14 protein-coding genes are annotated in these 12859 nt (G+C 44.4%); 3 read left to right on the forward strand and 11 right to left on the reverse strand.

What is annotated here, in order from left to right; all coding sequences use genetic code 11:
- The first annotated feature begins 166 nt into the window (after positions 1-166).
- Entirely contained in the window at positions 167-2053 is a 1887-nt protein-coding gene (locus tag AB4407_RS00365) for a BCCT family transporter (RefSeq protein WP_372117486.1), read from the forward strand.
- Positions 2054-2158: 105 nt separating this feature from the next.
- On the opposite strand, the gene AB4407_RS00370 is transcribed toward AB4407_RS00365, so the two are convergent.
- The 4 genes from AB4407_RS00370 to AB4407_RS00385 form a co-directional block, all read right to left on the reverse strand.
- Positions 2159-2596: a YcgN family cysteine cluster protein gene (locus AB4407_RS00370; RefSeq protein ID WP_372117489.1), complete on the reverse strand. Its 438-nt coding sequence runs from the start codon at positions 2594-2596 to the stop codon at positions 2159-2161.
- Positions 2597-2684: 88 nt separating this feature from the next.
- Positions 2685-2936 carry a hypothetical protein gene (locus tag AB4407_RS00375; protein ID WP_009848668.1) on the reverse strand — a complete coding sequence of 84 codons (252 nt, stop codon included), beginning with the start codon at positions 2934-2936 and terminating at the stop codon, positions 2685-2687.
- A gap of 138 nt (positions 2937-3074) precedes the next feature.
- The gene (locus AB4407_RS00380; protein WP_372117491.1) at positions 3075-4481 is read right to left on the reverse strand and encodes a porin; all 1407 of its coding nucleotides are present in this window, start codon (positions 4479-4481) and stop codon (positions 3075-3077) included.
- A gap of 13 nt (positions 4482-4494) precedes the next feature.
- The gene (locus AB4407_RS00385) at positions 4495-4719 is read right to left on the reverse strand and encodes a hypothetical protein (RefSeq protein WP_372117493.1); all 225 of its coding nucleotides are present in this window, start codon (positions 4717-4719) and stop codon (positions 4495-4497) included.
- Positions 4720-4977: 258 nt separating this feature from the next.
- Here AB4407_RS00385 and aqpZ point away from each other — a divergent pair, with 258 nt between their 5' ends.
- Positions 4978-5667 (forward strand): aquaporin Z, encoded by a 690-nt coding sequence (aqpZ, locus tag AB4407_RS00390; RefSeq protein ID WP_048610468.1) that lies wholly within the window; start codon positions 4978-4980, stop codon positions 5665-5667.
- 81 nt (positions 5668-5748) lie between these two features.
- On the opposite strand, the gene recR is transcribed toward aqpZ, so the two are convergent.
- From recR to AB4407_RS00425, 7 genes are all read right to left on the reverse strand, one after another.
- Complete coding sequence (recR, locus tag AB4407_RS00395; protein ID WP_372117496.1) at positions 5749-6348, reverse strand: recombination mediator RecR; 600 nt, start codon at positions 6346-6348, stop codon at positions 5749-5751.
- A 77-nt stretch (positions 6349-6425) separates the two neighbouring features.
- Positions 6426-6755 carry a YbaB/EbfC family nucleoid-associated protein gene (locus AB4407_RS00400; RefSeq protein WP_017062338.1) on the reverse strand — a complete coding sequence of 110 codons (330 nt, stop codon included), beginning with the start codon at positions 6753-6755 and terminating at the stop codon, positions 6426-6428.
- A 152-nt stretch (positions 6756-6907) separates the two neighbouring features.
- Positions 6908-9130 (reverse strand): DNA polymerase III subunit gamma/tau, encoded by a 2223-nt coding sequence (gene dnaX, locus AB4407_RS00405; RefSeq protein WP_372117500.1) that lies wholly within the window; start codon positions 9128-9130, stop codon positions 6908-6910.
- A gap of 18 nt (positions 9131-9148) precedes the next feature.
- Positions 9149-9694 (reverse strand): adenine phosphoribosyltransferase, encoded by a 546-nt coding sequence (apt, locus tag AB4407_RS00410; protein WP_372117503.1) that lies wholly within the window; start codon positions 9692-9694, stop codon positions 9149-9151.
- Between the two features lie 161 nt (positions 9695-9855).
- Positions 9856-10227 carry a YbaN family protein gene (locus AB4407_RS00415; RefSeq protein WP_372117519.1) on the reverse strand — a complete coding sequence of 124 codons (372 nt, stop codon included), beginning with the start codon at positions 10225-10227 and terminating at the stop codon, positions 9856-9858.
- 74 nt (positions 10228-10301) lie between these two features.
- Complete coding sequence (locus tag AB4407_RS00420; RefSeq protein WP_372117505.1) at positions 10302-10439, reverse strand: hypothetical protein; 138 nt, start codon at positions 10437-10439, stop codon at positions 10302-10304.
- A gap of 148 nt (positions 10440-10587) precedes the next feature.
- On the reverse strand, positions 10588-11691 hold the full coding sequence (locus AB4407_RS00425; RefSeq protein WP_372117508.1) for a response regulator: 1104 nt from the start codon (positions 11689-11691) through the stop codon (positions 10588-10590).
- A gap of 229 nt (positions 11692-11920) precedes the next feature.
- Here AB4407_RS00425 and AB4407_RS00430 point away from each other — a divergent pair, with 229 nt between their 5' ends.
- Positions 11921-12796 carry a LysR family transcriptional regulator gene (locus AB4407_RS00430; protein ID WP_372117510.1) on the forward strand — a complete coding sequence of 292 codons (876 nt, stop codon included), beginning with the start codon at positions 11921-11923 and terminating at the stop codon, positions 12794-12796.
- Positions 12797-12859 lie beyond the last annotated feature (63 nt).

Here is a 12859-nt window from a genome sequence, read left to right on the forward strand (position 1 = left end):
GTCTAATTTATCACTTTAGTCTGGCTTTACGGATCTGCTTCTCTAAGCTTTCATTACCTACCTTTAATTAAATAGAAGCCATTTGTCGTCACGACAACAGACCTGATTTGGTCTAAAAAACGAGTTCATTCCATAATTCCGCTCTCATTTTAATGGAATAACACTCGTGAAAAACACTTTTGAGCTTATTGACAAGCCTACCTTCTTTGGTGCTATAGCACTCCTACTCACGATAGTTTTCCCGCTCATTTTGTTCCCGGCTCAAGGTGCAGACTGGATTGCGGTTGCGAAAACGTTCATGACGGATCAACTTGGATTTCTATATCTTACTCTAGGCCTAGCTGCCTGTGCCTTCATGGTTTACGTTGTATTCAGCGACATGGGACAAATTAAACTGGGTGAAGCAGACGAAGAACCTGAGTTCAAAACTGCATCATGGGCAGCAATGCTTTTCTGTGGTGGTATCGGCGCAAGTATCTTGTACTGGGGCTGTATTGAGTGGGCTTACTACTACCAATCACCTCCTTTCCAACTAGAACCCGGCAGTGAAGAAGCGGTTCGTTGGGCGGCAACTTACGGTTTGTTTCACTGGGGACCAATCGCATGGTCTATCTACCTGATCCCTGCTATTCCAATCGCTTACTTCTTTTATGTGCGTAAACAGCCTGTTCTAAAGATCTCTAGTGCGTTAATGCCTGTTCTTGGTGAACACCGCAGTAAAGGCGTACCCGGAAAAATCGTCGATATCCTATTCATTTTCGGTCTACTGGGTGGCGCTGCGACAACACTAGGTTTAGCAGCCCCTCTCATCACTGAAGGCCTAAATCACCTATTTGGCCTACCTAAAAATAACCTTACGCAAGCAATGGTACTTTTAGTTTGTACGGCAATTTTTGCTTACTCTTCTTATGCTGGTTTAGAAAAAGGCATCAAGATCCTGAGTAACATCAATTTCTGGGGTGCCATGGGGCTACTGACTTTCGTTCTGATTGCGGGCCCGACAATCTTCATGCTAGAAACAGGCTTAGACTCGATTGGTCGTCTACTGTCTAACTTCTTCGTTATGGCAACGTGGGCTGAACCATTCGGTGGTTACGGTACTTTCGAAAACACTCACTTCCCACAAGACTGGACCATTTTCTACTGGGCGTGGTGGTTAGTATTTGCACCAAGCATGGGCCTATTTGTTGCGCGTATCTCTCGCGGAAGAACCATCAAACAAATGGTGTCAGGTTCAATTTTCTTTGGCTCTCTAGGTTGTTTCTTGTTCTTCATGATCCTAGGTAACTATGGCCTATCACTGCAACTTTCTGGTGAACTGGATGTAGTAGCGATTTTGAATGCAGAAGGCGCAACCAAAGCAATCTTCTCGATGCTAGCGCAGTTGCCAATGAGTACTCTAGTAATCGCAGTATTCACTTTGCTTTGTATCATTTTTACCGCAACGACGTTTGACTCTATCTCATACATCCTAGCGTCTGTTGTGCAAAACAACGTGACCGAAGAGCCAATGCGTTGGAACCGTATGTTCTGGGCATTTACCCTATCATTCTTGCCAACGATTCTGATGTTCTTGGGTGGTCTAAGTACGCTACAAACGGCAGCGATAGTTGGTGGTTTACCGCTACTTGTGATCTCTGTGATGCTGATGATTTCAGCCGTTCGTGCAACGAGCCTCGACCTACGCCATCAAGACACGTACATCGAGCCAACGATAAACATCGAAGAACTACCAGATATGGACCCTTGGTCTGCAGAAGGTATGGCGCTAGCTCAATTTGAGAAAGAAAAAGATGCTGCACAAGAGGCCGCAGAACTTGAGCGAGTTGCCTACACAGAACTTGCCGCAGTGAAAAAAGAAATTCGCGCTTATGTGTTAGAACAAGGTTCACAAATGGAAACTCACGAGTTACCAGAGAACCTACAACAAGCACTTGAGCAGGCCGAGAGTAATCTTAGTGCCACACAAGCGAAAAAAATCGAGTTATCTGAGCAAGCTCAGAATGCTCGTATCATGTTCAACCAGGTGGTTGCAGACTTACCGCTTGCTTGACATTAGCCATGACACAGTCCATTGATTTGGACCCTCCTAAATACGACAAAGGCTCACAGAAATGTGAGCCTTTTTTTATTAGGGTGACTGACTAGTCATCGTTAACTAGCGATTCGGGTGGTTCAAAATGTGGTCTTCCCAATCGACAACATCAATTTCGTAGACCACTTTGTTACGAACGCTTTCACCAGCAGCGTGCATTTCTGATTTAGACCCTGTAATCAATGGGTGCCACTCAGGAATCGGCTTGGATTCTGATAACAGTCGGTAAGCACAAGTGCCTGGTAGCCAATGGAATTCATGAATCTTGTCACGAGTCAGCTTCAAACACTCTTCACCTGAAGTGAAGCGGTTCGGGTAATCTTTACACGAACATGTTTTGTCGTTTAACCAGCTGCACGCCACGTTTGTGTAGTAAACTTCATCGCTATCTTCATCCATTAATTTATGTAGGCAACACTTACCACAACCGTCACATAGTGATTCCCACTCGTTCTCGGTCATTTGCTCTAGTGTCTTTTCTTGCCAAAATGGAATCGTCATAGGATTACTTATTACTCTTTTACTGGGGTGCGTGTTATACCGCTAGCCGAATATAAGTTCAAGAATAAAATCAGCTAACGCTCTTTCGCTATGCGGTAGAACTTTCTAAATCCGTGAGTATTTGAATAGCTTCACTTGTCGTAGCCCCACATACCCAGCTTTCTGCTTTAAAGTCAAAGCAGACCTGAGGCCTCTCTTTTTTACCAAATAGTTTACATAGGTTATCAACAGTAAGCTGCTTGCAACGCTCACCAGACTTCTTTCCATGAGGATGAAGGGGGAATGAAGATGTAATACTAGGCGCTGTACAGCAAGCACCACAATGAAGACGGCATTCCATAATTGGACCTTAAATAGAATCAAAGGAAAGAAGGTGGGCGATTCTATCCTAAAAATGAAATTAGCCAAGTGAAGTTATTTAATATGTACAAAAAAAAGCACCTTATAAAAGGTGCTTCCAATTAATCAAAGGCAAATTCTACTTTAAAATATCATGCGGTTTTGAAGATGAAAATTGTGGTGTCATCTGCGCTAAGGCCGCTTTATAGCGAGTCGATGACAATAAATCTCTAGCATCTTGCACTGTGAATTTAGCCTTATGTCCTTGATCAACAATAGGCCCAAGCGCCATAATATGTTGAGCGCTTGCTTTTAGCTTAGGAGAAGTAACAGAAACTGTTTTGTTATTCCCGTCTTTAAATGATGCAATCACTTTCTTTGTATGGCCAGGATCAACTTGGTCACAGTTTGTAATTGGTGGGTGCGTCATAACGCCTGTTGATGATAAAAGTTGAACTACAGGCTTACCTTCAGCTATCGCTTTAATTTGACAATAAGTCGGGCTTTCGCCTATCAAGTTGTTTGTATTATTGAACATATACATAGTCCAGTCACCAGACCCACTTCCTTGGTCTGCTTTGTCGACATCAACGCGAGTCCAACTATCTACCGCACCACTAAAGTCTTTTTTGACGACTAAATTTTGTGTGTCCGAAACGGCGTAAACTTTTTTACCTCCAATTTCGTATTGACCCACGTAATCTTGGTTAAACCAGTTAAACCAACCTTTCGAATCAATATGTCTTCCACGGTAAGGGCCGTTAAACTGGTGAAGGCTTGAAAATTTAGTCTTCGTTATATGAACAGACTTTCCAGAAGGGTCGACGTCTGTCACATCATCGGTAATAAAAAACGGTTGTTCTGTAAAGCTAATCGCAGTGTTAGGAGAAATACCTTTCGATGCAGATACATTATAATCTCGATAGGCGATGACGTCGTAGGTCTCTACATCTGTATTATTGATTGATGCCTTACCTTTTACGACCTTAACTGCTTCACCAATCCATTTCCCATTATGTTTATTGAAGTAACCTAAACGAACTGTTTCATTATCAGCGGTTGCATCAACTTTATAAGTAAGGGTTTGAAAATAGCCTTGACTAAATGAACGGAAAAATCGCAGTTCATTTCCTTTCTTCGCCAGAGCTAATGAGGCTTCCTCATACTTGTCCGCTGCACACTGTTCTCCGTTCTCCGCACTATATGCCAGAACAGTACCATTGCTATTGATGCGGCAAACATATTGACCAGATAAGGCTTTAGAGTTAACTCGGCTGAGCAATGCCTTTGCATCACTACTGTTTACTGAACTGTTCGTCGAAAACTCGCCTAATACCGTATTAAAAGGCACCAGTTGTGCTTGTGAAGCAGCGGGCAATTTAGCGACTGCATAATCGAGGGCGATGAAGTCTACTTTTGCTTTTTGTAAACTCCCTGCCGCATAATTTACCAGTTCACGAGCTTGAAAATAACCTTCTAGATTTGGCGACGCATAAACAGAAGTACCAAGAGTGGCAAGGATAATACCGATAGATAATTTCTTCAAAACTTGACTCCTACTACTTCGTTTTAAAATTGCTTGGAGACTCAAACCCTTTACCATCAACGGATAGGAATTTGTAGCCTTTCAATGTTTGCATATCGGCATCGCTTACGCCTATGTCCGTATTCAGCTTCTGAGCGCTAGAACCGCCACTAGTGGCAGCGCTACCGCCACCGCCGTCACCACCTCCGCATGCAGTGAGTAATAATGTCGTTACTACTAAAATCGCTAACTTTTTCATGAATCGCAGGCTCCAATAAGAATTAATAATATCTTCAACCAGTTTTATTTATTGAACAACACAATAGATCGCACTTTAGTCAGTTTCTGGAGCTTGTCGTTAAACAGATATGGCATTTCGTTTAAAAATCACTGAAATCTCTGTCGGGCGATTTGCTACACAAACACTCCCTTTCTTTCCCCCATATGCCTAATATTTCACAACTTTGATAAATCTAAACTATCTTGTTGATACTGGTACAGATTAATAAGGATCGTTATGAATAGGTATATTGCAGAAATGTTTGGTACGTTTTGGTTGGTGTTAGGCGGTTGTGGTAGTGCCGTCTTAGCCGCGGCTTTCCCTGATGTGGGAATTGGTCTACTCGGAGTTTCCCTCGCTTTTGGTTTAACCGTTCTCACCATGGCTTTTGCTATTGGCCATATATCCGGCTGTCATCTCAACCCTGCTGTTACTATTGGACTGTGGAGCGGTGGTCGCTTTGATGCCAAAGATGTCGCACCTTATATTATTGCCCAAGTGATTGGCGGTATTATCGCAGGTGGCGTGTTATTTGTGATTGCTTCAGGCCAAGCTGGCTTTGATGCAGCTGCCTCTGGCTTTGCTTCCAATGGTTATGGTGAACACTCACCGGGCGGTTACTCACTTACCGCTGCACTCGTTTGTGAAGTGGTCATGACCATGGTGTTCCTATTCGTGATCATGGGCGCGACAGATTCGAAAGCACCTGCTGGATTTGCTCCTATCGCAATTGGTCTCTGTTTAACCTTAATCCACCTTATCAGTATCCCTGTAACGAACACCTCTGTTAACCCCGCTCGAAGTACCGGCGTAGCTGTATTTGTCGGAGATTGGGCCGTTTCGCAATTATGGTTATTCTGGGTTGCACCGATTATTGGTGCCGTGATTGGTGCGATGATATACAAAGCGGTGAGAGGTTCAGATTAAGCTCAGAGAAGTGTTTTGGAATCGAAACCTGAGAACCATAAAAGAAAAAGCCGCTTGGTGATGGTCCACCAAGCGGCTTTTTTAGATTTTATGACGACCGAGTAACGAGTGCGAAAGCGTGGTGCCATCCACCAGCTCGAGCTCACCACCAACAGGAACACCATGGGCGATACGACTAGCGTTCACTTCATGGGCATTACATAGCTCAGCAATGTAATGTGCTGTCGCCTCCCCTTCTACTGTCGGGTTAGTCGCTAAAATAACTTCAGTGATATCACCACGACGTAAGCGGTAATCCAAGACATCGAGACCGATGTCACTTGGACCAATACCATCAAGTGGTGAAAGATGCCCCATAAGCACAAAATAACGACCGGAATATTGACCCGTTGCTTCAATGGCTGCAATGTCTGCTGGGCTCTCTACTACACAAATTTGACCATTTTCCTGACGTTTAGGATTGGTACAAATGTGGCAGGTCTCTTCTTCAGTAAAAGTACGGCACTCATTACAGTGACCAATTTCGGTCATTGCTTGGCTAAGAGCTTCAGCCAACTGTAGGCCGCCTTTTCTATCGCGCTGTAACAAATGAAAGGCCATACGCTGCGCCGACTTGGGGCCAACCCCAGGTAGACAACGTAAGGCCTCCATCAAATGCTCCAGCATATGACTGGTACGCATAGTTAACCGTTCTAATTTTCAAGTAACGATTTACTCAAGATAAACCGCAGCTTGAATAAACCTTTAGAAATAGCTTCTTAGAAAGGCATCTTCATACCTGGTGGAAGTTGCATTCCGCCAGTTACGCTAGCCATTTTCTCTTTTTGAGTTTCTTCAACGCGACGAGCCGCATCGTTGAAAGCAGCAGCGATAAGATCTTCAAGCATCTCTTTATCGTCTTCCATTAGGCTTTCATCGATATCAACACGGCGAACGCTGTGGCTACCAGTGATCGTTACTTTTACAAGGCCAGCACCTGACTCACCTGTAACTTCCATATTTGCGATTTCTTCTTGAAGCTTTTGCATGCGCTCTTGCATTTGCTGGGCTTGCTTCATCATGTTGCCCATACCGCCTTTACCAAACATGTTAATACTCTCTGGTCTAATTGGTTTATTAAAATTAATTAAGCTATACGTGCTTAAATGGGGGTTAAGCCAGTGCGATTCAACCCCTCGATGTTCAGTTCTCAGATTTGCTTATCTGGGATGATATGCAAGTCACTAAACGAGAAAATGTTCTAGATAGGACGAACGCTGTCTCTGTCGAGTTCTGCAGCAAAACGTCTTTCGATAAACTGTACGTTGGCATCGTTTTCCAAACTGGTAAACGCGTCTTTCAACTTGCCTTGGTACAACCTTTCTCGTAATTCTAGTGGTGTTTCTCCACCATCACCGATTTCAACACTCAAATGACACTCTTCTCCGAGCACTGTATTGAGAGACTGCAATAGCTCACTCTGTGCACGGTCCGTATTCAAGTGAGCTTGACTCGCCCTTAACGTTAAAGTGATTGATGTGTCGTTTTTAGCAAACACTGAGTTCAATGCTAACTGTTCAACAAGCTTGGCTGTCTCTAGCTTTTGAATCGTAGCGGACCATTCATCTTGAGCAATCGACTCTTGAAGCAATTTATCGACCATTTCTGGTGTCTTAATATGCTCTAACGCACGCTTGATCTGAGTAGGTGTAAGCTCTTTGCTCACCTCTTTCACTACAGGTTTAGACGGTTTCCAGCGATAAGGTTCATTATCGTTGGTCACATTTTCTGTCGAAGAGGCAGATAAAGAAGCTGGCGACACCCGCTCAGAACCACCGTGTTGCTGAGCAACTCGATCAAGAACTGAAGTTTTAGCTGGTGTCGCTTTAGCCTTTTTTGGCGCCGAGCCTTTGTTTTCTGTTGCCGAACTGCCTCTACGTTGAGAACGTAATTGGTGGCGTAAACCACTGACAGGCGAAGTTGCACGCGCTGGCTGCTCTCGCGGAGCAGAAGGTGCAGCGCTTGGCTGTTGAACCGGACTCTGGTTTTGATAATTCGTTTGTTGCTGCTGAGGCTGCTCTGCACCGTAACTTGGACGCTCATCATAAGCAGGAGGCGCGTCATACTGGCTATGCGGGTAATCCTGCTCTGGATAACCTTGGTTGCCTGAGTGATCAGCGTAACCTTGCGAATCTGAATACTGTGCTTGATTCTGCTGCGGAGCCTGTTGTACGGGTTGCTGCTGTTGAGGCTGCTGTTGAGGCGCCTGTTGTTGCATCTGAGGCTGTCTCGGAGCTGCCATTGGCGCAGATTGGCTAACAGGCTGAGCAACGCTCTGAGCTTGAGCTGCTGGCGCTGGACTTGTTGACTGAGTCGAGATTACCGTAGCAACCGCTTGTTCAGCCGGTCTAAATGCCAACATGCGTAAAACCACCATCTCAATACCAACGCGAGCGGTTGGCGATAATGGTAAGTCTTCACGACCCTTCAACACGATCTGGTAGTAGAGTTGAATGTCTTGTGGACTTAGCGCTTTACTCAACAGTTCTAGCTTCTCAGCATCCGGCTGTGCTTTATCTAAGGTTGACGGCAGAGCTTGGAACATCGCCAAACGATGCAGTTGAGTCGCAAGTTGACTCAGCAATCCATCCCACTCAACGCCATTTTCAGCAAGAGCTTGAATACAAGCCATCGCCTGCTGAGGCTGTTTACTGCTAATCGCTTCAAGTAGGTGAATCGCTTGGTCTGTATCCAGCGTTCCAAGCATATGAGCAACAGTGTCTGTTACGACATTACCGTTACCTAATGCGATAGCTTGGTCACTCAGGCTTAGCGCATCACGCATACTGCCATCAGCAGCATGAGCAATCATCCCAAGCGCACGAGGTTCAGATGTCACATTTTCTTGTTCAAGAATATGATCGAGCTGCTCGTGGATATTATCGACGCTGATAGGCTTAAGATGGAACTGCAAACAACGCGACAAGATAGTCACGGGAAGCTTCTGTGGATCCGTTGTTGCAAGCAAGAACTTCACATACTCAGGCGGCTCTTCTAAGGTCTTTAGAAGCGCGTTAAAACTGTGCCTAGACAGCATGTGTACTTCATCGATTAGGTAAACCTTGAAGCGACCACGTGCAGGCTTGTACTGAACATTGTCCAGAAGCTCGCGGGTATCTTCTACCTTAGTACGTGATGCCGCATCGATCTCGAGCAGGTCAACAAAACGGCCTTCGTCGATCTCTTTACAGGTTGCACATTCACCACAAGGGGTTGAGGTAATGCCTGTTTCACAGTTGAGTCCCTTCGCAAACAAACGGCCGATGGTTGTTTTACCAACACCTCGTGTACCGCTGAACAGGTATGCATGGTGCAACCTATTCTGGCTAAGGGCATTCTCTAATGCTGTTAAAACATGGGCTTGACCAACCACTTCTTTAAATTTGGTTGGTCGCCATTTTCGCGCTAACGCAAGATAGCTCATGAATAATTCCGAAAAGGATTAGTGACCGTCGAATTCGCAGATGCTAAACACTTCTAGACCTAAGCCTTGTAAGCGCTTGTCACCACCGATTTCTGGAATGTTAATAACAAATGCAGCGTGTTCTACCACACCACCTAGCTGACGAATCAACTTTGTTGTCGCTTCAATCGTACCGCCCGTTGCTAGCAAATCATCAACCATCAACACTTTATCGCCTTCAACGATAGCGTCAGTGTGGATTTCTAGCGTATCAGTGCCGTACTCAAGCTCATAAGATTGTGCCACAGTTTCACGAGGCAGCTTGCCCGGTTTACGAACAGGGATAAAACCAACACCTAGCTCAAGTGCCAAAGGCGCACCAAATAGGAAACCACGAGCTTCAGTACCAACGATCTTAGTAAAGCCCATGTCCTTGTATGTTTCCGCTAGCAGATCGATAGTCGCTTTGTAAGCTGCTGGATCTTCCATCAAGCTTGTTACGTCACGGAACAAAATACCCGCTTTAGGGTAATCAGGAATGCTTTTGATGCTTGCTTTGATCAGAGAGATTTTTTCTGTGTTCATAATCTTATGCACTTCATTAGGCCGCTTTCCAAACTCTCGTTAACGAATTAAACATCAACGTTCGAAATTAAGGAAAGGTACGATTGGTATTCATTGCAACGAGAGTCATAACTCAAATTGCTGAAATAATAAACGCCCGCTATACAAGCAGGCACACTGGCTTAATGGTAGTGATTTTCTTTGCTGTCAGCAACCAACTCATGGGTTGGAAGTCGCATAAACCATGTGAGAAGAATAACAAGTACACAAATTAGGAAAGCCTTGACCCAAATGATCGGGGCAAAGTAGATCGATAACGCAAAACTTAACAAGATAAAGAACACGCCACGCGTTTTGACTTGCTTGGTAACGGCACCGTGTTGATACCAATTGTTCAACAAGGGACCTAGCGTTTTATGCTCATGCATCCATTTGTGAACTTTGGGGTTGCTTCGCATGAAACATGCACTAGCAAGAAGGAGGAAAGGCGTGGTTGGCAGCACGGGTAAAGCTATCCCTAAAACTGCGAGAAACATGCAAAGGCCACCAGCAATATTGAGGCTTAAAACTCGAACGCTAATTGTGGCCTCCTTGAGTTAGCTATCACCAATCGGCGACGGTAACTTAACTAGAATGTTGCGTAACCATTGAATACACGGATCAACGTAAGTATTGCTGGTAATAATGGAATCGCTAAAAATGCGGCTAAAAATCCTAAAAAGTAGAATACATTAAACGGGTCTTGAAAGTCTTTGTTATCTGCCATGATTGCTTCTTGTTTTTGTTAGTAAAGGTAAGTATCTGGCGAACCAAACCCGCTTTGCTAAATCGACATTTAACAAAAAAGGCATAGCCACACCATTTGCGCAACTATACCTTAATCAATTATTCACAAAAACCGAGGAAATATAGGGTTAATCGGTGGACCCTTGGTGTATGTCTAAACTAAAACTGGCCGCTCCAAGTAGGCTCAATGACAACTGGCAGCCTTGTTCAATCGGAAGATCCCGTGTAATGAAATTCTTCTTACAGTTCTCACCCAAGCGCTCGCCCGCCGCAATATGTTGATTCAATTCTCCATTTGACCACTGTCCGTCTAAGCCCGCAGGTAAAATAGAGATAGTTCCCACAGCAAGGTCAGCAACACCAAACAAAGCACTAACCGGGGTTGAACATTTAGAGCAACGAATCCCCTTCTCCAAAATCTCCGCAATATCTTTGAGATCAACGTTAAAATCTTTTCTATTTCTGATGTAATCGTGGAATAACGCTCTCACCAGCAGTGTTGACGCTGAACCGCCGTTATCAGAAGACGACGAATCGACAAGGTAGAAAGCAAACTGCCCGTTCATCATCCACGCATAGTCGAACACAAGCGGCATCATCTCTGTTGACTGCAGTAGGCGGTAACTACAACGCCATGAGCCTTGTCGTGTGTCTTTGTCAGGAAGCAGCGCATGCAATAAGTCTCTTGCCGCACTAGGGTTATCTTGCAAGTGATTTAGGTGCCAATGCAACTCTTGGTCTTCAGGGATCTCTCCCCCGTCATCAACGCAAAACCATTGGCTTGAAAAATCTCGTTGGTCTGAAATGTTATCGAACGAATCTGTTAATGTATTTGCAATCGCACTGCCTAAATGACCGTGATCCTCCAGAGGTTTGACTAAAAAGTCTTTGATACCAAATCGTAATGCTTTCGCCACATCAGACATATCATCAGTACCAGATACAACGATCATAGGCAGTGACGGATACTCTAAGCTGAGCTCTTCTACAAGCTCGATGCCATCCAGAATAGGCATTGATAAGTCACACACAATTAAATCTGGCGCTGAGTCTCTAAGCTTTTGCAGAGCGTCCAGCCCATTTTCAGCCTCAACCACTTTATAACCAATCTTGTCTAAATACGCGCTGGTTATCCGGCGAAAAATAGGATCATCATCAACCAACATAACGCATTTTTGATTGATAACTTCCTGAGCCGAGGTCATAACTGGCTGACTGTGAGTTTTGTACATAATTTCTAACCTCACAAAACTAAGTCGAATTATTATTGTTATCTGTTCTAAGAACTAATATAAAACTTAGTAACAAATTGCTAAATACACAAATGCACACTCTTTGCTGGTAATTCATGACAAGGGTGGGAATACTGGCAAATAGTGTCACGAGTTGACGTAACGCAAACATTGATCTCAGTTTTACGTATAAATTATATGGAGATTGTAAACAAATGTGTCTGAATTTATGAAATTAGATGATTTAAACCTCTTTCGACTCGTCGTTGAAAATGGGAGCTACACCGCAACATCGCGCAAGACTCTGATTCCGGTTGCGACCATTACGCGACGCATCCAAGCCTTAGAAGACTCACTAAACCTAAGGCTTCTCAATAGACACGCGCGTAAACTCTCTTTAACAGAGGCAGGCGAACGTTTCTTCAATGAATGCTCTCCGTTATTGCAACGTCTCTCTTCCACCGCAGAAGAGCTGACTGACGAGTGTAAAGGTGCTTCCGGCAAGATTCGTATTACGGCACCCTCAAACCTGACCCAGCGCATGATGATGCCGATGTTCAGTGACTTTATGACTCAGTACCCTGATATCAATATTGAGTTGATGATGAACAACCAAACCGATCAGCTTGATCCGACCGAGTGGGACGTAATTTTCAGAGTTGGTCCTCAGCGTGATTCAAGCTTAATCGCAAGAAAAATCAGTGAAGTAAAAGATATTCTTATCGCAAGCCCTGACTATTTAGCGAAGCACCCTGCTCCAAGCCATGCTGAAGAGTTAGCAAACCACTCGCTACTCAAAGGCTACCCATTGATTAAGTGGCAGCTTAGTAATTCGAATGACGAGACGGTAGTAAATAGCGAACAGGGTCGATTCAACGCCAACGCACTCAATGTAGTAAAACAAGCCTGTGCTGAAGGCCTAGGTATTACTCTAATGCCTGACGTGATGATCCGTGAATACATAGAAGATGGCAGCTTTGTACAAGTCTTAGAAGATTGGAGCGCTAACCCTCGTGATATTTACATGCTTTATAATCATAAAGACCACCTGCCAGAGAAAGTTAGGCTGTTTATTGATTTTGTGATCGCGTACCACATCCATTAAGGTTAATCCTCTTCTCCGAAAACAAAAAAACCAGAGCCGATGCTCTAATGCCGATCAGTTAGA

The sequence above is a fragment of the Vibrio sp. 10N.261.46.E11 genome, from assembly GCF_041472735.1.
In the GTDB taxonomy this organism is placed as follows: Bacteria; Pseudomonadota; Gammaproteobacteria; order Enterobacterales; family Vibrionaceae; genus Vibrio.